Annotated in this window: 20 protein-coding genes; 8 read left to right on the top strand and 12 right to left on the bottom strand. The window is 71.7% G+C overall.

Annotated features, from left to right (window positions below; all coding sequences use genetic code 11):
* Positions 1 to 23: 23 nt before the first annotated feature.
* The 4 genes from rlmN to ACZ619_RS21830 all read left to right on the top strand — a co-directional run bounded on the left by rlmN (position 24) and on the right by ACZ619_RS21830 (position 5,169).
* A complete protein-coding gene (gene rlmN / locus ACZ619_RS21845) occupies positions 24 to 1,130 on the top strand; it encodes a dual-specificity RNA methyltransferase RlmN (protein ID WP_469601329.1) in 1,107 nt (368 codons plus the stop codon).
* A 234-nt stretch (positions 1,131 to 1,364) separates the two neighbouring features.
* Entirely contained in the window at positions 1,365 to 2,438 is a 1,074-nt protein-coding gene (locus ACZ619_RS21840; RefSeq protein WP_469601740.1) for a thiamine ABC transporter substrate-binding protein, read from the top strand.
* A gap of 107 nt (positions 2,439 to 2,545) precedes the next feature.
* Entirely contained in the window at positions 2,546 to 4,144 is a 1,599-nt protein-coding gene (locus tag ACZ619_RS21835) for an ABC transporter permease (protein WP_469601737.1), read from the top strand.
* On the top strand, positions 4,144 to 5,169 hold the full coding sequence (locus tag ACZ619_RS21830) for an ABC transporter ATP-binding protein (protein WP_469601327.1): 1,026 nt from the start codon (positions 4,144 to 4,146) through the stop codon (positions 5,167 to 5,169). Before ACZ619_RS21835 ends, ACZ619_RS21830 begins: the two co-directional genes overlap by 1 nt.
* A gap of 80 nt (positions 5,170 to 5,249) precedes the next feature.
* Here ACZ619_RS21830 and ACZ619_RS21825 read toward each other — a convergent pair whose 3' ends face one another.
* The 7 genes from ACZ619_RS21825 to ACZ619_RS21795 form a co-directional block, all read right to left on the bottom strand.
* Positions 5,250 to 5,969 carry an LAETG motif-containing sortase-dependent surface protein gene (locus tag ACZ619_RS21825; RefSeq protein ID WP_469601324.1) on the bottom strand — a complete coding sequence of 240 codons (720 nt, stop codon included), beginning with the start codon at positions 5,967 to 5,969 and terminating at the stop codon, positions 5,250 to 5,252.
* Positions 5,970 to 6,108: 139 nt separating this feature from the next.
* Complete coding sequence (locus tag ACZ619_RS21820) at positions 6,109 to 7,248, bottom strand: LOG family protein (RefSeq protein ID WP_469601322.1); 1,140 nt, start codon at positions 7,246 to 7,248, stop codon at positions 6,109 to 6,111.
* Between the two features lie 16 nt (positions 7,249 to 7,264).
* The gene (locus ACZ619_RS21815) at positions 7,265 to 7,672 is read right to left on the bottom strand and encodes a VOC family protein (protein ID WP_469601320.1); all 408 of its coding nucleotides are present in this window, start codon (positions 7,670 to 7,672) and stop codon (positions 7,265 to 7,267) included.
* Between the two features lie 77 nt (positions 7,673 to 7,749).
* Positions 7,750 to 9,219: a hypothetical protein gene (locus tag ACZ619_RS21810; protein ID WP_469601317.1), complete on the bottom strand. Its 1,470-nt coding sequence runs from the start codon at positions 9,217 to 9,219 to the stop codon at positions 7,750 to 7,752.
* Entirely contained in the window at positions 9,201 to 9,941 is a 741-nt protein-coding gene (locus ACZ619_RS21805) for an ABC transporter ATP-binding protein (RefSeq protein WP_469601314.1), read from the bottom strand. The genes ACZ619_RS21810 and ACZ619_RS21805 overlap by 19 nt, the downstream gene beginning before the upstream one ends.
* Before the next feature lie 191 nt (positions 9,942 to 10,132).
* Positions 10,133 to 11,497 (bottom strand): aspartate aminotransferase family protein, encoded by a 1,365-nt coding sequence (locus ACZ619_RS21800; RefSeq protein ID WP_469601311.1) that lies wholly within the window; start codon positions 11,495 to 11,497, stop codon positions 10,133 to 10,135.
* Positions 11,498 to 11,499: 2 nt separating this feature from the next.
* On the bottom strand, positions 11,500 to 12,018 hold the full coding sequence (locus ACZ619_RS21795; RefSeq protein ID WP_089098474.1) for an Lrp/AsnC family transcriptional regulator: 519 nt from the start codon (positions 12,016 to 12,018) through the stop codon (positions 11,500 to 11,502).
* Positions 12,019 to 12,183: 165 nt separating this feature from the next.
* On the opposite strand from ACZ619_RS21795, the gene ACZ619_RS21790 reads away from it, so the two are divergent.
* A complete protein-coding gene (locus ACZ619_RS21790; RefSeq protein WP_469601309.1) occupies positions 12,184 to 13,623 on the top strand; it encodes a gamma-aminobutyraldehyde dehydrogenase in 1,440 nt (479 codons plus the stop codon).
* Positions 13,624 to 13,706: 83 nt separating this feature from the next.
* Here ACZ619_RS21790 and ACZ619_RS21785 read toward each other — a convergent pair whose 3' ends face one another.
* Entirely contained in the window at positions 13,707 to 14,228 is a 522-nt protein-coding gene (locus ACZ619_RS21785) for a hypothetical protein (protein WP_469601307.1), read from the bottom strand.
* A 127-nt stretch (positions 14,229 to 14,355) separates the two neighbouring features.
* Between ACZ619_RS21785 and ACZ619_RS21780 the strand changes: the two genes are divergently transcribed.
* The 3 genes from ACZ619_RS21780 (at position 14,356) to ACZ619_RS21770 (ending at position 17,532) form a co-directional block, all read left to right on the top strand.
* Complete coding sequence (locus ACZ619_RS21780; protein ID WP_469601304.1) at positions 14,356 to 15,012, top strand: response regulator transcription factor; 657 nt, start codon at positions 14,356 to 14,358, stop codon at positions 15,010 to 15,012.
* Entirely contained in the window at positions 15,009 to 16,247 is a 1,239-nt protein-coding gene (locus tag ACZ619_RS21775; RefSeq protein WP_469601301.1) for a sensor histidine kinase, read from the top strand. Before ACZ619_RS21780 ends, ACZ619_RS21775 begins: the two co-directional genes overlap by 4 nt.
* Before the next feature lie 91 nt (positions 16,248 to 16,338).
* On the top strand, positions 16,339 to 17,532 hold the full coding sequence (locus ACZ619_RS21770; protein ID WP_469601299.1) for an ABC transporter substrate-binding protein: 1,194 nt from the start codon (positions 16,339 to 16,341) through the stop codon (positions 17,530 to 17,532).
* A 24-nt stretch (positions 17,533 to 17,556) separates the two neighbouring features.
* On the opposite strand, the gene ACZ619_RS21765 is transcribed toward ACZ619_RS21770, so the two are convergent.
* From ACZ619_RS21765 to ACZ619_RS21750, 4 genes are all read right to left on the bottom strand, one after another.
* On the bottom strand, positions 17,557 to 18,567 hold the full coding sequence (locus ACZ619_RS21765; protein WP_469601296.1) for a LacI family DNA-binding transcriptional regulator: 1,011 nt from the start codon (positions 18,565 to 18,567) through the stop codon (positions 17,557 to 17,559).
* Between the two features lie 270 nt (positions 18,568 to 18,837).
* Positions 18,838 to 20,292: an ABC transporter substrate-binding protein gene (locus ACZ619_RS21760; RefSeq protein ID WP_469601293.1), complete on the bottom strand. Its 1,455-nt coding sequence runs from the start codon at positions 20,290 to 20,292 to the stop codon at positions 18,838 to 18,840.
* A gap of 43 nt (positions 20,293 to 20,335) precedes the next feature.
* Positions 20,336 to 21,202: a carbohydrate ABC transporter permease gene (locus ACZ619_RS21755; RefSeq protein WP_469601290.1), complete on the bottom strand. Its 867-nt coding sequence runs from the start codon at positions 21,200 to 21,202 to the stop codon at positions 20,336 to 20,338.
* Positions 21,199 to 22,278, bottom strand: coding sequence for a carbohydrate ABC transporter permease (locus ACZ619_RS21750; RefSeq protein ID WP_469601287.1), 1,080 nt, complete (start codon positions 22,276 to 22,278; stop codon positions 21,199 to 21,201). Before ACZ619_RS21750 ends, ACZ619_RS21755 begins: the two co-directional genes overlap by 4 nt.
* Positions 22,279 to 22,395: the final 117 nt, after the last annotated feature.

The following is a 22,395-nucleotide window of genomic DNA, read 5'->3' as shown; positions in this document are numbered from 1 at the left end:
GGATCTGCGACACTGGTTGGACCATGCCCAAGCCCGGAGAACTCACTTTCGTCGCCCCGCGCGGAGCCAAGAAGCCGCCGCGGCATCTCGCCGATCTCACGCCCGCCGAGCGCAAGGACGCGGTGGCCGAGGCCGGTGAGAAGCCGTTCCGTGCCAAGCAGCTCTCGCAGCACTACTTCGCGCGGTACGCGCACGACCCCGAGCAGTGGACGGACATCCCGGCCGCCTCGCGCGAGCGGCTGCGCGAGGCGCTGTTCCCCGAGCTGATGACCGTCGTCCGGCATCTGTCGACGGACGAGGGCACCACCCGCAAGACGCTGTGGCGGCTCTTCGACGGCACGCTCGTCGAGTCGGTGCTGATGCGCTACCCGGACCGGGTCACCATGTGCATCAGCTCGCAGGCCGGCTGCGGGATGAACTGCCCGTTCTGCGCGACCGGGCAGGCGGGGCTGGACCGGAACCTGTCCGCCGCCGAGATCGTCCACCAGATCGTGGACGGCATGCGCGCGCTCAGGGACGGCGAGGTGCCCGGCGGCCCGGCGCGGCTGTCCAACATCGTCTTCATGGGGATGGGCGAGCCGCTCGCCAACTACAAGCGGGTCGTCACCGCGATCCGCGCGCTCACCGACCCCGCCCCGGACGGGCTCGGGCTCTCGCAGCGCGGGATCACCGTCTCGACCGTCGGACTCGTGCCGGCCATCCACCGGTTCGCCGACGAGGGCTTCAAGTGCCGGCTCGCGATCTCCCTGCACGCCCCCGACGACGAGCTCCGCGACACCCTCGTCCCGGTCAACACCCGCTGGAAGGTCCGCGAGGTCCTCGACGCCGGTTTCGACTACGTCGAGAAGAGCGGGCGGCGGCTCAGCATCGAGTACGCGCTCATCCGCGACATCAACGACCAGGCCTGGCGCGGTGACCGGCTCGGGCGGCTGCTCCGGGGCAAGCCCGTGCACGTCAACCTCATCCCGCTGAACCCGACTCCGGGCTCGAAGTGGACCGCGTCGCGGCCCGAGGACGAGAAGGCGTTCGTCGAGGCGATCGCCGCGCACGGTGTGCCGGTGACCGTCCGGGACACCCGTGGCCAGGAGATCGACGGCGCCTGCGGTCAGCTGGCGGCCACCGAGCGGTAGGATCTGGCCACCACACCTTCATATCGACACATCTTCATATTCCGACAGGGGAGCGCCACAGCGCTGAGAGTGCGGCAATCGGGCCGCAGACCCTCTGAACCTCGCCCAGGTCATTCTGGGTAGGAAGTTCGGTCATCACTCAAGCTGTTGCGCCCTGCCCGCACACCGCGGGCAGGGCCGCGTCTCTTCCTGGTCCATCCCAGGAGGAAAACACCCGTGCACACCAGGCACACCATGCACACCAGGACCCTCGTGGCCGCCGCCGCGGGGCTGGGGCTCGTCGCGCTGTCCGCGTGCTCGTCCTCGGACACCGGCACCGGCGCCGCCTCCAAGACCGTCACCCTGGTCAGCCACGACTCGTGGGCCGTCTCCAAGAGCGTGCTCAAGGACTTCGAGAAGCAGTCCGGGTACCAGGTCAAGGTCCTCAAGGACGGCGACGCCGGGCAGGCCGTCAACAAGGCGATCCTGACCAAGGACAACCCGCAGGGCGACGTCTTCTTCGGCGTCGACAACACCCTGCTGTCCCGGGCGCTCGACAACGGCCTCTTCCAGTCGTACGAGGCCAAGGGGCTCGGCCGGGTCGGCACCGAGTACCAGCTCGACGCCGCCAGGCACCGGGTCACGCCCGTCGACTACGGCGACATCTGCGTCAACTACGACAAGGCGTACTTCAGCAAGCACAAGCTGACCCCGCCGGCCTCGTACGCCGATCTCGTCAAGCCGCAGTACAAGAACCTCCTCGTCACCGAGAACGCGGCCACCTCCTCGCCGGGGCTCGGTTTCCTGCTCGGCTCCGCCGCGAGGTACGGGGACAGCGGCTGGCAGGACTACTGGAAGAAGCTCAAGGCCAACGGCGTCAAGGTCGTCGACGGCTGGGAGCAGGCCTACAACGAGGAGTTCTCCGGCTCCGCGGGCGGCAAGAAGGCGGGCGGCGACCGGCCGCTCGTCGTGTCGTACGCGTCCTCCCCGCCCGCCGAGGTGATCTACGCCGACCCGAAGCCCAGCACCGCGCCCACCGGGGTCGCGACCGGCACCTGCTTCCGGCAGATCGAGTTCGCCGGGCTGCTGAGCAACGCCGGGAACAGCAAGGGCGGCAAGGCGCTCATCGACTTCCTGGTCTCCAAGGAGTTCCAGCAGGACATGCCGCTGAACATGTTCGTGTACCCGGTGGTGAAGGGGGCGAGCGTGCCCGCCGAGTTCACCGAGTACGGTCCCGCCGCCCAGGACCCCGAGACCCTGGCGCCCGACAAGATCGCCGCCAACCGTGACCAGTGGGTCAAGACGTGGACGTCACTCGTACTCAAGTGACCGGCCGTACTCAAGTGACGGGCCGTACTCAAGTGACGGGCCGTACCCAAGTGACCGGCCGTGCCCAGGCGGCCGGCCGGCGCGGGAGCGCGGCGCGGCTCGGGCTGATGCTCGTGCCCGTCGCGTTCTTCGCCGTCTTCTTCGCCTGGCCGGTCGCGGCGATCGTCGCGCGCGGGCTGCGGACCGACGGGGTCTGGCGGTTCGGGCGGATCGTCGACGTCGTCGGCCGGTCCGACATCCGGCACGTGCTCTGGTTCACCACCTGGCAGGCGCTCGCCTCCACCGCGCTCACCCTGCTGGTCGCGCTGCCCGCCGCCCATGTCTTCGCCCGCCTGGACTTCCCGGGCAAGCAGGTGCTGCGGGCCGTGGTGACCGTGCCGTTCGTGCTGCCGACGGTCGTGGTCGGCACCGCCTTCCTGGCGCTCGTCGGGCGCGGCGGACTCCTCGACGAGCTCTGGGGCGTACGGCTCGACACCACCGTCTGGGCCATCCTGCTGGCGCATGTCTTCTTCAACTACGCGGTCGTCGTGCGGACCGTGGGCGGGCTCTGGGCCCAGCTGGACCCGCGCCAGGCGGAGGCCGCCCGGATGCTGGGCGCCTCGCCGTTCGGCGCCTGGCGCAAGGTCACGCTGCCCGCGCTGGCGCCCGCCGTGGCCGCCGCCGCCCTGATGGTCTTCCTGTTCACCTTCACCTCGTTCGGTGTGGTGCAGATCCTCGGCGGCCCCACCTTCTCCACCCTCGAAGTGGAGATCTACCGGCAGACCTCCGAGATCTTCGACCTCTCCACGGCCGCCGTGCTCACGATCGTGCAGTTCGCCGCGGTGGGCGCGATCCTCGCCGTGCACGCCCGGACGGTACGGCGCCGGGAGGGCGCGCTGCGGCTCGTCGCCCCCGAGACGACCGCCCGCCGGCCGCGCGGGGCCGGGCAGTGGGCGCTGCTCGGCGGGGTCCTCGCGACCGTCGCCGTCCTCCTGGTGCTGCCGCTGGCCGTGCTGGTGCGGCGGTCGTTCGACGGCGGGCTCGGCTACTACCGGGCGCTGGGGGACGCCGACGGCGGGACGTTCCTGGTCGCGCCGATCGAGTCGGTCGTCAACTCCCTCCAGTACGCGGTCGTCGCGACCGCCGTCGCCGTGGTGATCGGAGGGCTCGCCGCCGCCGCGCTGGCCCGCCGGGACGCGGGACGGCTGGTACGGGGCTTCGACGCGCTGCTGATGCTGCCGCTGGGCGTGTCGGCCGTGACCGTCGGCTTCGGGTTCCTGATCGCGCTCGACAAACCGCCGCTGGATCTGCGCCAGTCGTGGATCCTCGTCCCGCTGGCGCAGGCGCTGGTCGGCGTGCCCTTCGTCGTACGGACCATGCTGCCCGTGCTGCGGGCCGTGGACGAGCGGCTGCGGGAGGCGGCGGCCGTGCTCGGGGCCTCGCCGTGGCGGGTGTGGCGGGAGGTCGATCTGCCGCTGGTGCGGCGGGCGCTGCTGGTCGCGGCGGGCTTCGCGTTCGCGGTGTCGCTCGGGGAGTTCGGGGCGACCGTGTTCATCGCGCGGCCGGACAACCCCACGCTGCCGGTCGCCGTGGCCCGGCTGCTCGGCCGCCCCGGTGATCTCAACTACGGCCAGGCGATGGCCCTTTCCACGATTCTGATGGTGGTGTGCGCGGTGGCGCTGCTGGTGCTCGAACGGCTGCGGACCGACCGGACGGGGGAGTTCTGATGCCACTGCTCGAACTGGAGCGGGCCACCGTGCGGTTCGGCGGCCGGGCGGTGCTCGACGACGTCGGCCTGGAGGTCGCCGAGCACGAGGTGGTCTGCGTGCTGGGCCCGAGCGGGAGCGGCAAGTCGACGCTGCTCAGGGCCGTGGCGGGACTCCAGCCGCTCGACCTCGGACGGGTGCTGCTCGACGGACGGGACCGGACACGGGTGCCGGCGCACCAGCGGGGGGTCGGGCTGATGTTCCAGGACCACCAGCTGTTCCCGCAGCGGGACGTGGCCGCGAACGTGGCCTTCGGGCTGCGGATGCGGGGTGCCGACAGGGGCCGGCAGGCCGAGCGGGTCGCCGAGCTGCTGGAGCTGGTCGGACTGCCGGGGGCCGGCCGGCGGGCCGTCGCCGGGCTCTCCGGCGGGGAGCAGCAGCGGGTGGCGCTCGCGCGGGCGCTGGCGCCCCGGCCCCGGCTGCTGATGCTCGACGAGCCGCTGGGACAGCTGGACCGCTCGCTGCGGGACCGGCTGGTGGTCGAACTCCGTGAGCTGTTCGGGCGGTTGGGGACGACCGTGCTCGCGGTGACCCACGACCAGGGCGAGGCGTTCGCGGTGGCCGACCGGGTGGTGGTGATGCGGGACGGGCGGATCGCCCAGTCGGGGACGCCCCTCGACGTCTGGCAGCGGCCCGCCGACGAGTTCGTGGCCCGCTTCCTCGGCTTCGGCAACGTGGTCCCCGCGACCGTCGAGGGGGCGGCGGCCGTGACCCCGTGGGGCAAGCTGCCGGTGCCCGGGAACGCTCCGCAGGGGCCGCGCACGCTGCTCGTCCGGCCCGCCGGGGTGCGGCTCGTGGCGGCCGAGGCGGGGCTGCCCTGCACGGTGGCCGCCCGCACCTTCCGGGGCACCCATGTCACCGTCCACCTCCAGCCCCGGGGCGACGGCCCCCGCCTGGAGGCGGCCTGCGCGCTGCGGGAGGCCCCGGCGGCCGGGGACACGGTGGGCGTGGAGTTCGACGCGGCGGAGACCGTCGTACTGGACTGAGCGCCGTGCGGGTACGGCCGAAGCCCGTCCCCCGGGGATACGGGGACGGGCCTCGGCGGTGTACGAGGGGTGGTGACGCGTCAGCTGCCGCTGTGCGCACCACGACGGCGCATGCCGAACCAGACGGCGCCGCCGCCGACCACGACCAGGGCGCCCGCGACACCGGCGATCAGGCCGGTGTTGGAGTTGGCACCGGTCTCGGCGAGGTTCGACTCGCCGACCGCCGGGGACGGGGCGTTGCTCGACGTGCCCGCCGGGGCGGTGCTGCTGCTCTCCGAGGCCGACGGGGTGGCCGAGTCGGACTCGGCCGGGGTGGACTCGGACTCCGACGGCGACGGCGTGGCCGACTCCGACGGGGAGGGGCTGGAGCTCTCCTCGGTGGTGCAGGCGGTGGACGGGGTCGTCAGGTTGGGGCTGATGTCCTCGTCGACCTTGTTGCTCGCCTTGACGTGGATGCGGTACGTGGCGTTCGGCGCCCAGTCCTCGTCGAAGGTGATCGTGACACCCTCGCGCGAGCCCTTGACGTCCTGCTCGCCGACCTTCTTCGCGTCCGCGCCGTTCTGCTCCAGGAAGACGGAGACGGTCGCGTTCGTACCGGAGGCGTCGACGTCGGTGACGGCGATCACGCCCTTGGTGCCGTCGCACTTGGCTTCGGCGGAGAACTCTTTGATGTTGCACGCGAGGGCCGTGCCGGACAGGCCCAGGGCCAGGGCGGCCGACGCGGAGGCAACACCCAGGACGCGCACGGAACGACGTGCGCTGCGGCGGGATATGGACACGTTTGTCCTTACTGAGTGCATAACTGCGGGGGGTGATAGGGGGAGTTGACGCAACGGTGAGGTGAGGCGTCGTCATCCCCAGGAGTCTCACAGGTCTATAAGCGCTCCATAAGCAGTGTCAATGCATATGCGGTCCACGGGCGTTGACTTTGCCTGCGCTTTAACTGCTGAGACGTTTCAGCGCCTCGGGAGCCTGCTCGATCCGGTCAACCAGGGCGATACGGGACTCCATCGGCCGCTCCCGTGCGAGCGCCGTCAGCAGCGGCCAGGCGGGCAGTTCGGCACGCCAGTGCGCCTCGTCCACGAGCACCATCGGCGTCGGTTCGCCCCGCGATCCGTAGTAGTTGGCCGTCGCGTTGTCGAAGATCTCCTGTACGGTCCCGGCCGCGCCCGGCAGGAACACCACCCCGGCGTCGGAGCGGGCCAGCAGGCCGTCCTCGCGGGTGGCGTTGGCGAAGTACTTGGCGATGTGCGCGGCGAAGGCGTTCGGCGGCTCGTGACCGTAGAACCAGGTGGGGATGCCGACCGAGGGACCGCCGTGCGGCCAGCGTCCGCGGACCTCGAAGGCGGCGCGCGCCCAGTCGGTCACCGACGGTGTGAACGCCGGTGCCCCGGCGAGCAGTTCCAGCGCCTCGCCGAGCATCCCGTCGTCGTACGGCGCCGCGTACGCGCCGAGGTTCGCGGCCTCCATCGCGCCCGGGCCGCCGCCGGTGGCCACCGTGAGGCCGGACCGCGCGAGCTCCCGGCCGAGCCGGGCGGCAGTGGCGTACGCCGCCGTGCCGCGCGCCGTCGCGTGGCCGCCCATCACCCCCACCACCCGGGCGCCGTAGAGGAGTTCGCCGAGCGCGTCGGAGACGGCGTCGTCGTGGATCGAGCGGAGCATCGAGCCGAACAGGTCGCCCTCGGCCCGGGTCCGCCGGTCCCAGGCGTAGGTGCGGGCGTCCGGAGTCGCCTCGTACCCCTCGTCGAGCGAGTCGAACAACTCGGCGGGCGTGTAGGCGAAGGCGCGGTACGGGTCGAAGGGGAGGTCCGGCACGGGCGGGAACACCAGGGCGCCCGTCGCGCCGACCCGGGCGGCGGCCTCGGCCGACATCGCACAGCCGAGGAAGACGGCGCCGGTGGTGTCGGTGGCGAGCAGGGCGTCCGTGCGGTCCGTCAGATCGACCGCCTGGACGCGGTACCGGGCCAGTGTGCCGCGCTCGGCGACGATCTCGTCGAACTCGGCGAGGGACTCGATCTCGCAGTCGCGCGCGGCCCGGTGGGGCTGGGCGGGACGCGGCTGGGCGGGTGTCGGAGGCACCCGCCCACTCTAGGTGTCAGCCCTGCACCGCGGCCGGGTCCATCCACATGACCTCCCAGGAGTGGCCGTCGAGGTCGTCGAAGGAACGCCCGTACATGAAGCCGTGGTCCTGGACGTCGTCGTTCGCGGTGCCGCCGGCCGCGACCGCCTTCGCCACCAGCTCGTCGACCTTCTCGCGGCTCTCCGCGCTCAGACAGAGCAGCACCTCGCTGGTCTTCCTGGAGTCGGCGATCTCCTTCTTCGTGAAGTCGGCGTAGCGCTGCCTGCCGAGCAGCATCGCGATGATCGTGTCGCTGATCACGACGCAGGCGCAGTCCTCGCCGCTGAACTGCGGGTTGATCGTGTAGCCCAGCTCCGTGAAGAACGTCCGGGACGCGGCGACGTCGTCGGTGGCCAGGTTCACGAAGATCATCTGCTGGTACATGGGTGCCTCTCCCTCGGGTGTCGTGCCGTTCGGGTGTACAGACCCCCGGTGGCCGCGAAACTCATCGGCGGCCCCGGTCAGCGTGCCAGCGGCAGTGCGGCGAGGTCGGCGATCAGCAGGGTGAGGGGGACGAAGAGAGCCAGCAGGGCGCCGGTGCGCAGGGCCGCGGCGCCGCGCAGCACGGTGGCCGGGGCGCCCAGGCGCAGCAGCGCCTCGGTGGTGCCGGCGCGGGACTGGCGGGCCTCCACGGCCGCGGTGAGGAGGGTGGCCACCGTGCACCCGGCGACCACCAGGCCGCCCAGGGTGGTGAGCGGGCCGAAGGAGAACGGGCTGCCGTCGTCGTACAGCGTGGCCGTCGCGAAGGCGGCGGACGCCACCGCGCAGACGATGCCCAGGGGGCGGCCGATCCGGGTGGCCTCCGCCATCAGGACCCGGCCGGCGAGCAGGCGCAGGGCGCCGGGGCGGACGGACTGGAGGAGGCGGCCGCAGAGGTGGGTGAGGCCGGGTGCGGCCAGGACCAGGCCGACGGCGGTCAGGGCCCAGCCGGCGAGCACGCCCGCGGGGCCGCCCGCCAGACCGCCGGGCAGGGTCGTGTGCGGGGCGGCCCCGGTGCCGCCGGCGGAGGACTCCACGGCGAGACCGGCGGCCAGCACGGCGATGCCCCAGGGGAGGCCGGCCAGCGCGGTGCGGGGGGCGGCGGGGAGGGCGGGGGCGGGGGCCGGGGCCGCCTGGGCGCCGTCCGCGGGGGAGGGGATGACGAACGCGCCCGGGGTCCGCGGGGTGCCGTCCGCGCCCGGGGTCGGTGGCGGGCCGTCCGCGGCGGGCGGCGGGGTCTGCGGCGCGGGTCGGGCGGAGCGCCCGGACGGCGGTCCGCCCGCCGGGGTCCGCGGGGTGCCGTCCGTGGCGGGCGGCGCGGCTTCGGAAGAGCTGCCGAGCAGCCGGGCGCCGAAGCGGCCGTAGGCACCGAAGGTCTCACGCGCGGCGCCCCTGCCGTACGCGCCGAAGCGGCCGTAACCGCGGTCGCGGTCGCGGGGCAGGTCCCTCGGCCGGAGGGTGAGCGCCACCGCCGCGGAGGCGAGCACCGGGGGCACCGCCAGCAGGGTCAGGGCCGCCGGGAGCGGCAGGGACACGTCCGCCGCCAGGAAGTCCTTCGCCGCGCCGTCGAAGGGCATGCCCGTGAGGTCGCCGCGCAGGTGCAGGAAGACCAGCAGGGCCAGCAGGGAGCCCAGGGTGCAGGCGAGGGCCGTGTTGAGGGCGGCGATCGCCATCAGCCGGGCCGGGCCCAGGCCCAGCGCGGACAGACCGGGGCGCGGCCTGGTGCCGGGGTCGGTGCGGGCCACCGCCACCGCGAGGTGGACCGTGGTGGCGAGCGGGATCGCGCACCAGGCCAGGCGCAGCAGCGCCGCCGCGGAGGCGTCCGGGCGGGCCATCGCGTAGCCGAGGGCGGACAGCATCAGGAAGGCCGTGCCGGCCGCCGCGGCGGCCACCAGGAGGCGGCGCAGATGGACGGCCGGGTGGGCGACGCGGGTCAGACGGAGAGCGAGCACTCGGCCCGGCCTTCCGTCTCGGGGGCCGCCGGGAGGTGGAGCGTGGTCACCCGGCGGCCGTCCAGGAGCGCGACCCTGCGGTCGGCGAGGGCCGCCGTCTCCGCGTCGTGGGTGGCGAGGACGACGGTGATGCCGTGCGAGCGGGCCGCCGTGGTGAGGGTGCGCAGCACATGGGCGCGGTCGGAGCGGTGCAGCGGGGCCGTCGGCTCGTCCGCGAAGAGGACCGTGGGCGCCGGGGCGAGGGCGCGGGCGATGCAGACGCGCTGGCGTTCGGCCTGCTGGAGTTCGGCGGGGCGCCTGCGGGCCCTGTCGCCGACGTCGAGCCGCTCCAGCCACTCCAGCGCGGCCACCTTGGCCCGGCGGCGGCTGGTGCCGCGCAGCATCAGGGGCAGGGCGGTGTTCTCCCAGACGTTCAGCTCGGGGACGAGCGCCGGGGCCGGGTCGATCCAGCCGAAGCGGTTGCGGCGCAGCCGCTCACGGGTGGCCGGGCCCATCCGGTGCACGGCCGTGCTGTTGAACCAGACCTCGCCGCGCTGTGCCGGGACCAGACCGGCCAGGCACCGCAGGAGCGTCGTCTTGCCGCTGCCGCGCGGGCCGCTGACGGCGAGGATCTCGCCCACCCGCACGCCGAGCGAGACACCGGCGAGACCGGGCGAGCCGTCCTGGTGGCGGAAGTGCAGGGACCGTGCCCACAGCACGTCGTTGTCCGGCGGGGCCTCCATGGGCGTACACCTCGGTTCTGATCCGTTTTCCCGTATCCCGATCCCCCGTCCGGGGGAACGAAGGCTGGGCCGATCGGTCACGTGCACGCTAGGCAGGTCGGTGGGCGGAGCCCGGACGGCACACGGCCCCGGGCCGCCGTTCTCACTCGAACGGAGGGCACCGGGGCCGAGGGGGGCCGCTGATCGGATGATCAGAGCTTCGTCCACGCCTCCGTGAGGGTGGCGCGCAGGATCTGCTCGATCTCGTCGAAGGTCTCCTGGTTGGAGATCAGCGGCGGGGCGAGCTGGACGACCGGGTCGCCGCGGTCGTCGGCACGGCAGTACAGGCCGTTCTCGAAGAGGGCCTTGGAGAGGAAGCCGTACAGGACGCGCTCGGTCTCCTCCTCGTCGAAGGACTCCTTGGTGACCTTGTCCTTCACCAGCTCGATGCCGTAGAAGAAGCCGTTGCCGCGGACGTCGCCGACGATCGGCAGGTCGTGCAGCTTCTGGAGGGTCGAGAGGAAGGCGCCCTCGTTGTCGAGGACGTGCTGGTTCAGGTTCTCGCGCTCGAACAGGTCGAGGTTGGCGAGGCCGACCGCCGCGGAGACCGGGTGGCCGCCGAAGGTGTAGCCGTGCAGGAAGGTGTTGTCGCCCTTGTAGAACGGCTCGGCGATCCGGTCGGAGACGATGCAGGCGCCGATCGGGGAGTAGCCCGAGGTCATGCCCTTGGCGCAGGTGATCATGTCCGGGACGTAGCCGAACTTGTCGCAGGCGAACATCGTGCCCAGGCGGCCGAAGGCGCAGATGACCTCGTCGGAGACGAGCAGCACGTCGTACTTGTCGCAGATCTCGCGCACGCGCTGGAAGTAGCCGGGCGGGGGCGGGAAGCAGCCGCCCGCGTTCTGGACCGGCTCCAGGAAGACCGCGGCGACGGTCTCCGGGCCCTCGAAGAGGATCTCCTGCTCGATCTGGTCGGCGGCCCAGCGGCCGAAGGCCTCCGGGTCGTCGCCGAAGAGCGGGGCGCGGTAGATGTTGGTGTTCGGCACCTTGTGGGCGCCGGGGACCAGCGGCTCGAAGGGGGCCTTCAGGCCCGGCAGGCCGGTGATGGACAGGGCGCCCTGCGGGGTGCCGTGGTAGGCGACCGCGCGGGAGATGACCTTGTACTTGGTCGGCTTGCCCTGGAGCTTGAAGTACTGCTTGGCCAGCTTCCAGGCGGTCTCCACGGCCTCACCGCCGCCGGTGGTGAAGAAGACCTTGTTCAGGTCGCCGGGGGCGTAGTCGGCGAGGCGCTCGGCCAGCTCGACGGCCTTCGGGTGGGCGTAGGACCAGACCGGGAAGAAGGCCAGCTCCTGGGCCTGCTTGAAGGCGGTCTCGGCGAGTTCCGTGCGGCCGTGACCGGCCTGGACCACGAACAGGCCCGCGAGACCGTCGAGGTAGCGCTTGCCCTTGTCGTCGTAGATGTAGGTGCCTTCGCCCCGGACGATGGTCGGGACGGGGGCGTTCTCGTACGAGGACATGCGGGTGAAGTGCATCCACAGGTGGTCGTACGCGGTGCGGCTGAGGTCCTTCTGGCTCACGGTTATCGGGTTCCCCACATGTAGGTCTGCTTCTTCAGCTTCAGATAGACGAAGCTTTCGGTGGAGCGCACGCCGGGCAGCGCCCGGATGCGTTTGTTGATGACGTCCAGCAGGTGGTCGTCGTCCTCGCAGACGATCTCCGCGAGGATGTCGAACGAGCCCGCGGTCATCACCACGTACTCGACTTCCGACATGGCGGTCAGCGCGTCCGCGATCGACTCGACATCGCCCTCGACGTTGACGCCGACCATCGCCTGCCTGCGGAAGCCCACGGTGAGCGGGTCCGTGACGGCGACGATCTGCATGACGCCCTGGTCCAGCAGCTTCTGGACGCGCTGGCGCACGGCCGCCTCCGACAGGCCGACGGCCTTGCCGATCGCGGCGTACGGCCGGCGGCCGTCCTCCTGCAGCTGCTGAATGATGGCGAGGGAGACGGCATCCAGCTGGGGGGTGCCGTTCCTGGACTCGCGGGAGGAGTCCCTCTGGTCTGCGCTTCGACTGGCCACGACCTCACTGTGCACGACGTCTCGACGGTTCCGCAAGGCCGTATCGATGAAATTCGTTGTTTATAGCGGTGCGGATTGCGGATTTCGCAGACTTGGCGCGGTCGGGGGTGTTGAAAACGTGGGATCTCGGATTAGTGTGGGTGTCTCAGCCAACGGACACCCGAACTTGGAGGGCCGGCAGTGAGCACCGAGCTGCGTCGTCTGCGCAATTACATCGACGGTGAGTTCCGGGACGCCGCCGACGGACGGACCACCGAGGTGGTCAACCCCGCGACCGGCGAGGCGTACGCGACCGCGCCCCTGTCCGGGGAGGCGGACGTCGACGCCGCGATGGCGGCCGCGGCCGCGGCCTTCCCGGCCTGGCGGGACACCACCCCGTCCGAGCGTCAGAAGGCCCTGCTGAAGATCGCCGACGCGTTCGAGGAGCGGGCCGAGGAACTCATCGCGGCCGAGGTGGAGAACACGGGCAAGCCCGTCGGGCTCACCCGCTCCGAGGAGATCCCGCCGATGGTCGACCAGATCCGCTTCTTCGCGGGTGCCGCCCGGCTGCTGGAGGGCCGCTCGGCCGGCGAGTACATGGAGGGCATGACCTCCATCGTCCGCCGCGAGCCGGTCGGTGTCTGCGCGCAGGTCGCGCCGTGGAACTACCCGATGATGATGGCCGTCTGGAAGTTCGCCCCGGCGCTCGCCGCGGGCAACACGGTCGTGCTGAAGCCGTCCGACACCACGCCGGCGTCGACCGTCCTGATGGCGGAGATCCTCGGCGGCATCCTCCCCAAGGGCGTCTTCAACGTCGTCACCGGCGACCGCGACACCGGCCGCCTGATGGTCGAGCACCCGACCCCGGCGATGGCCTCCATCACCGGTTCCGTACGCGCCGGCATGCAGGTCGCCGAGTCCGCGTCCAAGGACCTCAAGCGCGTCCACCTGGAGCTGGGCGGCAAGGCCCCGGTCGTCGTCTTCGAGGACACGGACATCGCCAAGGCCGTCGAGGACATCTCCGTCGCGGGCTTCTTCAACGCCGGCCAGGACTGTACGGCCGCGACCCGCGTGCTGGTGCAGGAGTCCGTCCACGACGAGTTCGTGGCCGCGCTCGCGAAGGCGGCGGCCGAGACGAAGACCGGGCAGCCGGACGACGAGGACGTGCTCTTCGGCCCCCTCAACAACCCCAACCAGCTCAAGCAGGTCGCCGGCTTCGTCGAGCGGCTGCCGGCCCACGCGAAGGTCGAGGCCGGTGGCCACCGGGTCGGCGACAAGGGCTACTTCTACGCGCCGACCGTGGTGTCGGGGCTGAAGCAGGACGACGAGATCGTCCAGAACGAGGTCTTCGGGCCGGTCATCACCGTCCAGTCCTTCACGGACGAGGAGCAGGCGGTGGAGTGGGCCAACGGCGTCGAGTACGCGCTGGCCTCGTCCGTGTGGACGAAGGACCACGGGCGCGCGATGCGGATGTCCAAGCGGCTGGACTTCGGCTGCGTGTGGATCAACACCCACATCCCGCTGGTCGCGGAGATGCCGCACGGCGGGTTCAAGAAGTCGGGCTACGGCAAGGACCTGTCGGCGTACGGGTTCGACGACTACACCCGGATCAAGCACGTGATGACGTCGCTGGAGGGCTGATCCGGCCGCGGCTCACGGCAGCCGCCCGCGCTGCCCGGGGGTTCGGAAGACCCCCGGGCAGCGCTCTGTTCCGGGCCCTGCCGTCAGCCCTTCGAGGTCGTCAGGGACGGGCCCCTGTCGTCGGACTGGGACCGCTGGAGGCCCTTCTCCGGTGTGCCGGGTGCGGTGGGTGCGGTGGGTGCGGCGGGCAGGTCGTCGGCGTCCGTCAAGGTGAGGCCGGCCCTGGCGAGGACCGGGGCGCAGTGGTCCAGCGCCTTCTCGTACGACGCCGACGACGGGTCGACGGCGCCGCCCTTCACCCGGACCCGGAGCCGGACGGAGCCCTTCGCGTCCTTCGTCGCGTGGAAGGCCGGGTACGCCGTCACGCCCCGGCCGGCCATGCAGGCGCCGAACGCGTCGCTCGCGGTGTCGACGTCGGCGGGGGCCTGGGCGGTGGGCCGGTAGGACACCCCGAACCCGGCGCCCCGCGGCGCTCCGGGCCGCACGTGCTTCGGCGTGCTCGGCGCGGCCGGCGCCGCCTGCGCGGCCCGCACCCCGACCGTGCCGAGCGCGGCGGCCGTGAGCGCGGCCACGCCCAGCGTGAGGCGGTGCTTCCCGAGGATCATGGATCTCTCCCTGTCGTGGTCGTGACGCTGTCGTGCTGACGGCCCCCACGGAACCGGTCCGGCGGTTACCGGACGGGAACGGCCGGTCTTACGGCGGTGGAACCGGCCGCCGCGCACACTGGGCGCCATGCGAGTGCTGGTGGTCGAGGACCACGAAGAGCTGGCCCTGACCGTGGCCGGCGGACTGCGCCGGGAGGGGATGGCCGTCGATCTCGCCTTCGACGGCCCGACCGCCCTGGAGCGCGCCGCGGTCAACGGTTACGACGTCGTCGTGCTCGACCGCGACCTGCCCGGGCTCCACGGCGACCAGGTGTGCCGGACCCTCGCGGGCGCGGGCGGCCGGGCCCGGGTGCTGATGCTCACCGCGTCCGGGACGGTCGCCGACCGGGTCGCGGGGCTCGGGCTCGGCGCCGACGACTATCTGCCCAAGCCGTTCGCCTTCACGGAACTCGTGGCCCGCATCAGGGCGTTGGGACGCCGGGCGCAGCCCGCCCTGCCGCCGGTGCTGGTCCACGGTGAGCTGCGGCTCGACCCGGCGCGCCGGGACGCCACCCGGGCCGGGACCCAACTGGCGCTCAGCCCGAAGGAGTTCGCGGTGCTGGAGCTGCTGCTGGCCGCGCGGGGCGCCGTCGTCTCCAGCGAGGAACTGCTCGAACGGGCCTGGGACGAGGCCGCGGACCCGTTCAGCCAGACCGTGAAGGTGACCGTCAGCAGGCTGCGGCGCAAGCTGGGGGAGCCGCCGGTCGTCGAGACCGTGGAGCGGGCGGGGTACCGGATCGGATGAGGCCGCCGCGGACCGTCCGGTGGCGGCTCACCCTCCTCTACACCGCGCTGTTCGTCCTGGCCGGCGCCCTGCTGCTGGGGATCACCTACGCCCTGGTGGCGCGGTCCGGGCCCGGACTGACCACGTCGGTGGAGGGACCGGGGGTGCCCGGCGGGCCGACGCTCACCGCGGTCGCCGAGGGCATCCACCGGGACCAGATGCACGAACTCCTGGTCTGGGGCGGGGTCGCGCTGGGGCTGACGGCCCTGGCCTCGCTCGCGCTGGGGCGGCTGATGGCCGGGCGGGTGCTGGCGCCGCTGCGCACGATGACGGCCGCCGCGCGCCGGATCTCCGCCGACAACCTCCACGAGCGGCTCGCGGTGACCGGGCCGGAGGACGAACTCAAGGCGATGGCGGACACGTTCGACGACGTGCTGGCGCGGCTGGAGGGGGCTTTCGAGGCGCAGCGGCGGTTCGTCGCCAACGCCTCGCACGAACTGCGCACTCCGCTCACGCTCCAGCAGGCGCTCGTCGACGTCACGCTCGCCGATCCCGACGCCCCGGCGGAGGTGCTGCGTGCCGCGCTGGTCCGGGTGCGGGCGGCGGGGCAGGAGCAGGAGCGGCTCATCGAGGCGCTGTTGACGCTGGCGCGCAGCCAACGAGGACTGGAACGACGGGAGTTGGTGGACCTCGCGGAGCTGGTGAGGGAACGGCTGCCGTCCGCGCCGCACGGGACGGGGGAGGAGGCAGGGCCGGGGCCGGGGCCTGAGGGTGTGTCCGGGGTGGGGCCGGGGCTGGAGGGCGTGTCCGGGGTGGGGCCGGGGCCTGAGGGTGTGTCCGGGGTGGGGCCGCGGGTTGTGGTCCGGCTGGAGCCGGCGCCCGTGCTCGGGGACCCGCAGCTGCTGGAGCGGCTCGTGGTGAACCTCGCCGACAACGCCGTACGCCACAACCTCGCCGAGGGCGGCTGGGTGCGGGTGTGGACCGGGACGGACGCGGCCGGGCGGCCCGGGCTGTGGATCGCCAACAGCGGACCGGTGATCCCGGCCGACCGGGCGGCGGAGCTGTTCCAGCCGTTCCGGCGGCTCGGCGCGCGGGACCGGGTGCGGGGGCGGGACGGCCTCGGCCTCGGGCTGTCCATCGTGGCGGCGGTGGCCGCGGCGCACGGCGGCGGCGTACGGGCGCGTCCGCATCCCGCCGGCGGACTCACCGTGGAGCTGGCCCTGCCACCGGCGACGGGCCGTGTAACCCGGTGTTGACCTGGGCCATCGACAAGGTGTCCGGTCCAGGTCGGGCCGCTCGACGCAGCGTCGATTGTCCGATCACCGGTATCGGCGGCATGCTTCCCGGATGTCCCAGACCTCTCCGCGAACGCCCGCGCCCTCCCGTCGCTCCCTGCTGCGCGCGCTCGGCGGCACCGCCGCGCTCGGCGCGCTGGCGGGCTGCGGGGTGCCCGCCGCCTACGTCAGGGCCGGCGACCGCGCCGTGACCGACCTGTCCGCCGAGGACCACAAGCTGGTCTTCGCGAACTGGCCGCTCTACATCGACGTGGACGACGACGACCCGAACAAGCGGCCCACCCTCGACGCCTTCGAGAAGCGCTCCGGGATCTCCGTCGACTACGTCGAGGAGATCAACGACAACGACGAGTTCTTCGGCAAGATCAGCCCCGCGCTGATGAACCACCAGTCCACCGGCCGGGACATCATCGTCATCAGCGACTGGATGTGCGCGCGGTTCGTGCGCCTGGGCTGGGTGCAGAAGATGGACCGGGCCCGCCAGCCGAACGTGGCGAAGTACCTGGACCCGCTGCTGCGCACGCCCGCCTTCGACCGCGGCCGCCTCCACACGGTGCCGTGGCAGTCGGGCATCACCGGCATCGCGTACAACCGGAAGAAGCTGGGCCGCGAGATCCGGCACGTCTCGGACCTGTGGGCGAGCGACCTCAAGGGCCGCGTCACCCTCCTCTCCGGCCTCGACGAGGCGTTCGCGCTGCTCATGCAGGGCAACGGCGTGGACATCACCCGGTGGACCGCCGACGACTTCTACGACGTCTGCGACCTGGTGCAGAAGCAGATCGGCCGGGGCCAGATCCGCCGTTTCACCGGCAACGACTACACCAAGGACCTGGTCAGCGGGGACGTGCTGGCCTGCCAGGCGTACTCCGGCGACGTCATCCAGCTCCAGGCCGACAACCCCGACATCCGCTTCCTCGTCCCGGAGGAGGGCGCGGAGCTCTGGTCCGACTCCCTGATGATCCCCGACCGCGCCGACCACAAGGCCAACGCGGAACGCCTGATCGACTACTACTACGACCCCGAGGTCGCCGCCGAGCTGGCCGCCTGGGTCAACTACGTCTGCCCGGTCCCGGCGGCCCAGCAGGTCCTCGCCGACGCCAAGGACAAGGACACCGCGGCCCTCGCCGACAACCCCCTGATCTTCCCGGACACGCAGATGCGCGAGCGACTCGCCATCGCCCGCGACATCACCTCGACCGAACGCGTCGACTTCGCGAAGCGCTGGAACAAGATCGTGGGCCTGTAGGGACCACCGCCGGCCGCGCGGCCGTCAGCGGTTCTGGCTGCTGGCGCGGACGACCAGTTCCGGCCGCAGCAGGATCTGCGGATGGTTCCCGCCGTCGAGTTCGAGGTTCTCGGAGACCAGGAGCTCGACCGCGGTGTCGGCGAACTCCTCGCGCGGCTGCCGGATCGACGACAGCGGCACGACCGCGGCCGCCGCGAACTCGATGTCGTCGTACCCGATGACCGCGATGTCCTGCGGTACGCGGACACCGCCCTCGGTCACGATCGTCTGGAGGAGGCCGAACGCGAGCCGGTCGTTCATCGCGAACACGCCGTCGGGCCGGTCGCGCGGCGGCCGCATCAGCAGCGCCTCGCCGACCCGGCCGCCCTCCTCGACATCGCGGTTGCGTACCGGGATGATCTCCAGGCTCACACCGGGGTGGTCGCGCACGGCCTGGCGCGCTCCGGCGACGCGGTCGTCGAACTGCCGCAGTCCCTCGGGTCCGCCGACGACCGCGATGCGCGTCTTGCGCCGCGAGACGAGGTGGGCGGTGGCCATGTAGCCGCCCAGGGTGTCGTCGACCGACACCGACGGGCTGAGCGCCGGGTCCCCCGTGTTGTCCAGCAGCACCACGGGGATGCCGCGCTGGTGGAAGCGGGCGATGCGGTGGTCGATCGAGCGGACCGGTGAGACGAGCACACCGTGGACGCGCTGCTCCTCGAACAGGTCGAGATAGTGCGCCTCGCGCTCCTCGTCCTCGTCGCTGTTGCCGAGCAGCACCGACAGCCCGTGGCTCGTCGCGCGCTGTTCGACGCCGTGGGCGAGGGCGATGAAGAAGGGGTTCCCGATGTCGAATGCGAGCAGTCCGATCGTGCGGCTGCGCCCCGCCCTCAGCTGGCGCGCGGCGTCGTTGCGTACGTAGCCGAGCTCCGTGATGGCCGCCTGGATCCGGGCCCCGGTCTGCGGGGAGACGCGGTGCGGGGTGTTGAGGTATTTGGATACGGTGCCTGCCGAGACCTTCGCCCGCGCGGCGACATCGCGGATCCCCAGAGCCACTGAGCTCTCCTTCGTGATGAATGGGCCCGGGACCGGGCCCTGAAGTACGCAGACGCGGTACCTCACGCAGCCCGCTGTTCCTCCGTCCGACCGGATGAAGCCGATTCTCCCAGACCATGTGGTGCTGCACGGCGTTCCATCCATGACGGCCGAAATGATCGAGACCGGAATTGCGATGCGTCGGGTGTGTCCTGCGACGGTGGCAGATATCGGATAATGGATCGAGTGTCCCGGCGGCCACCATCCGCCGGGACACTCTGTCCGAGAGGGCTACACAGCGGGGTGTGTCGCCCAGTCGTCGGTCAGCTTCGCGGTCTTGACCGTCTCCTTGGCCCAGCCGATCCAGCCTTCCTCCAGGTATTTCAGCTGCTGCTCCAGCGAGCGGGTGCCGATGAGGTAACCCTCCCAGCGGTTGCTCCCGGTGTCGGCGGCCGGCGAGTTGGAGCCGATGTTCACCAGGCGCGGCTTGGACCAGTCACCGGTGAGGAGGTCCCTCAGCCCCGCCGAGGCGGTCGACACGTCCGCCGTGGCCGGGATCGCGTTGGTCGCGGCCACCCAGGTGCCGTTGCCCTTCGGGCTCGTGGCGAACTGGAGGAACTTGACGGCCGCGTCGAGCTTCGCCCCGGTCGTGGTCGCCGGGATCATATAGCTCGTACCGCCCGCGACGGCACCGTAGCGGGCCGCCGAACCGTCGGCGAGCGAGGTGTCCGACGCGGTCACGCTCGGGAACGGCATGCTCGACCACTCCCAGCCGACCTGGGAGAAGTTGCTGACGGCGAAGTTGGTGCCCCACGCCATCGCGGCCTTGCCGGCGAGGAACTGCTCACCGCCGACGAAGGTCGCCGAGGACTCGACGCCCGTCCAGTTCTTGGTCGCGCAGCGGGTGAAGACCTGCTTGAGGAGCTTGACGGCCTCCGCGACCTCGGGGTTCTTGGTCGCGTCGAGCTTCCCGGTGAGGATCGCGCGGGCGAGGCTCTTGTCGGTGAGGGTCGCCGCCGTGCCGGACTTCCCGTCGGCGCCGTACACGTTCCACGTGCTGCCGTACTTGTGCAGCAGGTTGGACAGCAGGGTCTCCGCCGTCCAGCCGGTGCCGAGCAGCCCCTTGTCCATCGCGAGCGGCGTGTAGCCGGCCCCCGACAGGGCGTCGCAGGCCTGGAGGAGGCCGCCGACGCTGGTGATGGGGGTCTTGACGTGCACCTTGTCGAGGATCTTCGTGTTGTAGAAGAGGCCTGTGGTGACCAGGTTGAACGGCACGTAGTAGTGGTGGCCGGCGGCGTTGCGCTGGGCGTCGCCGTAGGCGTTCTTGTTGAACCCGTCCAGCCAGGTGGCGGCGGTCTTGTCGTACGGGCTGGGCTTGGCGAGATAGGGGTCGAGGTCGACGACGAGGCTCGGGTCCGAGGGCGCCGGCTGGTTGAAGATCAGCTCGGGCGCGGTGCCGGCCGTGAGCTGGGTGGTGAGCGTGTCCGAGAAGCTCGACAGCGGCAGCACCACGGTCTTGACCTTGATGTTCGGTTCGGCGGCCTCGAACTTCGCGACCAGCGCGTCCCATTCCGGGCCGAACGTGTCGGTCTTGGAGTTCCACTGGTTGGGGCCCGCGAGCGTGATGGTGACGCCGTCGCCGGAGTCGCCGGCCGCGGAGCAGCCGGTGAGCGCCGCGCCGGTGAGCACCGCGGATATGGCGAGAGCGGAGACCCGCGCCCGTACGGGCCGTCTCTTTGTGCGCATTTCTCTCCTTGGGGTTGGTGATCTGACTCTCGGTGGGAGTTGCTCAATGCGATCCGGGGATTCCGCCCTGCACTCCGGCGAGGAAGTAGCGGGAGAACAACCCGAAAAGGATCAGGAGCGGAATGCTCGCGAGCAGATAGCCGGCGAAGAGAGGACCGAATGACGTGGCGGACTGGCCCTGGAAGAACAGCAGACCCACCGAAACGGTCTTCAGGTCGTTGTCGCTGACGGTCAGCAGCGGCCAGAAGAAGTCGTTCCAGACCGCCTGGACCGTCACGAGGCTCACGGTGCCGATGACCGGGAGCGAGAGCGGAAGCAGGATGGAGCGGAAGACACGGGCCTGGCCGGCGCCGTCCAGCGCGGCGGCCTCGAAGATCGACTCCGGGATGCCCTCGATGTACGTGCGCATCAGGAGCGTGCCCAGCACGGCGCCGGTGGCGATCTGCGGGATGATCAGGACCAGCATCGTGTTGAGCAGCTGGAAGTCCTTCATCATCAGGAAGAGCGGAATGAGGCTCGCGATGCTCGGCACCATCAGCAGCGCCGCGACGAGCGTGAAGAGCAGGTTCCGGCCCGGGAACCGGAAGCGGGCGAACACGAAGCCCGCGACGAGCGCCACCAGGACGACCCCGGCCACCGAGAGCGCGGCGACGACGACCGAGGAGAGCAGGAAGGGCGCGATCTGGTTCCAGGCCGTGGCGTAGTTCTCGAAGTGGAACGGGAACGCGATCGCCCAGAAGCTCTCGTTGTACTGCTGGTTCGTCTTGAGCGACGTGACGATCATGAACAGGTACGGCGCGAGGCTGACGGCGACGAACGCCAGCAGGGCGGTGTGCACCCCCCGCTGCCGGCGTCCCCGGCGGGTGCGGGACGGTGTCTGCGGCGCGGCGGTTCCGGTACCGGCGGTCATCGTGCGCTCCGGGGCGTGAGGGTGCCGCCGGACAGCGTGCCCTCGTCCCGTCCGCGGCGCCGCGCGAACATGACGAGGCAGCTGAGCGCCAGCGTGATGAGGAACAGGGTGGTCGACAGGGCGGCGGCGTAGCCCCACTGGCCGCCGCGGAAGGCCTGGTCGATGATGTGCAGGATCGGCACCTCGGTCGCGTTGTCGGGTCCGCCGCGGGTCAGGATGTACGCGGTGAACCCGTACTGGAGCGTTCCGACGACGGCGAGGAAGAGCAGGACGCGGACCTGGCTCGCCATGAGCGGCAGGTCGAAGGACCAGACCCGGCGCAGCCGCCCCACCCCGTCCAGGGCCGCGGCCTCGAAGATCTCCTTCGGGATGTTCTGGAGGCTCGAGTACATGATGAGGAACGGCAGGCCCGCGACGAACGGGAAGCCGACGAAGAGCAGGGACAGCAGCGCGGTGTCGGGATCGCCCGTCCAGTTCTGCCGGAGGGACCCGAGCCCGACCGCGTCGAGCACCGCGTTGAGCACGCCGTTGTTGGGGTCGTAGAAGAACTGCCAGACCATCGCGGTCACCGTGCCGGGGAAGGCCACCGGGACGATCAGCAGGGTGCGGTAGACGAACGCCGACCGGGCGCTGCGCAGGCTGACCAGCAACTCCGCCGCGATGAACGGGAAGATCCACATCACGATGCCGAAGACGAAGATCACCCCGAGGTTCCCGAACGAGGACCACCACGCGGTGTCGTGGAACATGCGGACGTAGTTGTCCAGCCCGGTGAAGGCCGACCCGGTCGCGGGCCGCCAGTCCCAGAACGAGAAGAAGACGCCCCTGAAGGCCGGGTAGAACTGGAAGACCCCCAGGACGGCGAAGACGGGGAGCAGGGCGAGGTAGGGGCCGAGCGGGACGCGCCGCCGTTCCTTCGCGGGCCGGGGCCGGGGCCGGGGCCGTGCGGCCGGACCGTGCGGCGGCCCGTCCGCCGCACCGGGGGACCGCCGGCTCGGGCCGGGGCCGGTCGCCGACGCGTCCGGGCCGGTCACCGAGGTGCCGGCATCGGTCAACGAGGTGTCGGGACCGGTCACGGACGCTCCGGTGCTGGTCACGGACGTGCCGGCCCGAGGATCGAGGACACCCGAGGCGTCGGCACCGCGCGGGGGAGCCATGTGCGGCGGGGCGTCCGCACGCCGGGTAAATCGATT

The organism is Streptomyces sp. NPDC104367 (assembly GCF_055583825.1).
The sequence above is the reverse complement of the archived record's forward strand: the minus strand, read 5'-3'. Positions and strand labels throughout refer to the sequence as shown.

Coding starts and splice junctions, on each gene's coding strand:
- rlmN (WP_469601329.1), top strand. CDS start 24: ATGCCCAAGCCCGGAGAACTCACTTTCGTCGCCCCGCGCGGAGCCAAG.
- ACZ619_RS21840 (WP_469601740.1), top strand. CDS start 1,365: ATGCACACCAGGACCCTCGTGGCCGCCGCCGCGGGGCTGGGGCTCGTC.
- ACZ619_RS21835 (WP_469601737.1), top strand. CDS start 2,546: ATGCTCGTGCCCGTCGCGTTCTTCGCCGTCTTCTTCGCCTGGCCGGTC.
- ACZ619_RS21830 (WP_469601327.1), top strand. CDS start 4,144: ATGCCACTGCTCGAACTGGAGCGGGCCACCGTGCGGTTCGGCGGCCGG.
- ACZ619_RS21825 (WP_469601324.1), bottom strand. CDS start 5,969: ATGCACTCAGTAAGGACAAACGTGTCCATATCCCGCCGCAGCGCACGT.
- ACZ619_RS21815 (WP_469601320.1), bottom strand. CDS start 7,672: ATGTACCAGCAGATGATCTTCGTGAACCTGGCCACCGACGACGTCGCC.
- ACZ619_RS21805 (WP_469601314.1), bottom strand. CDS start 9,941: ATGGAGGCCCCGCCGGACAACGACGTGCTGTGGGCACGGTCCCTGCAC.
- ACZ619_RS21785 (WP_469601307.1), bottom strand. CDS start 14,228: ATGATCCTCGGGAAGCACCGCCTCACGCTGGGCGTGGCCGCGCTCACG.
- ACZ619_RS21780 (WP_469601304.1), top strand. CDS start 14,356: ATGCGAGTGCTGGTGGTCGAGGACCACGAAGAGCTGGCCCTGACCGTG.
- ACZ619_RS21775 (WP_469601301.1), top strand. CDS start 15,009: ATGAGGCCGCCGCGGACCGTCCGGTGGCGGCTCACCCTCCTCTACACC.
- ACZ619_RS21770 (WP_469601299.1), top strand. CDS start 16,339: ATGTCCCAGACCTCTCCGCGAACGCCCGCGCCCTCCCGTCGCTCCCTG.
- ACZ619_RS21760 (WP_469601293.1), bottom strand. CDS start 20,292: ATGCGCACAAAGAGACGGCCCGTACGGGCGCGGGTCTCCGCTCTCGCC.
- ACZ619_RS21755 (WP_469601290.1), bottom strand. CDS start 21,202: ATGACCGCCGGTACCGGAACCGCCGCGCCGCAGACACCGTCCCGCACC.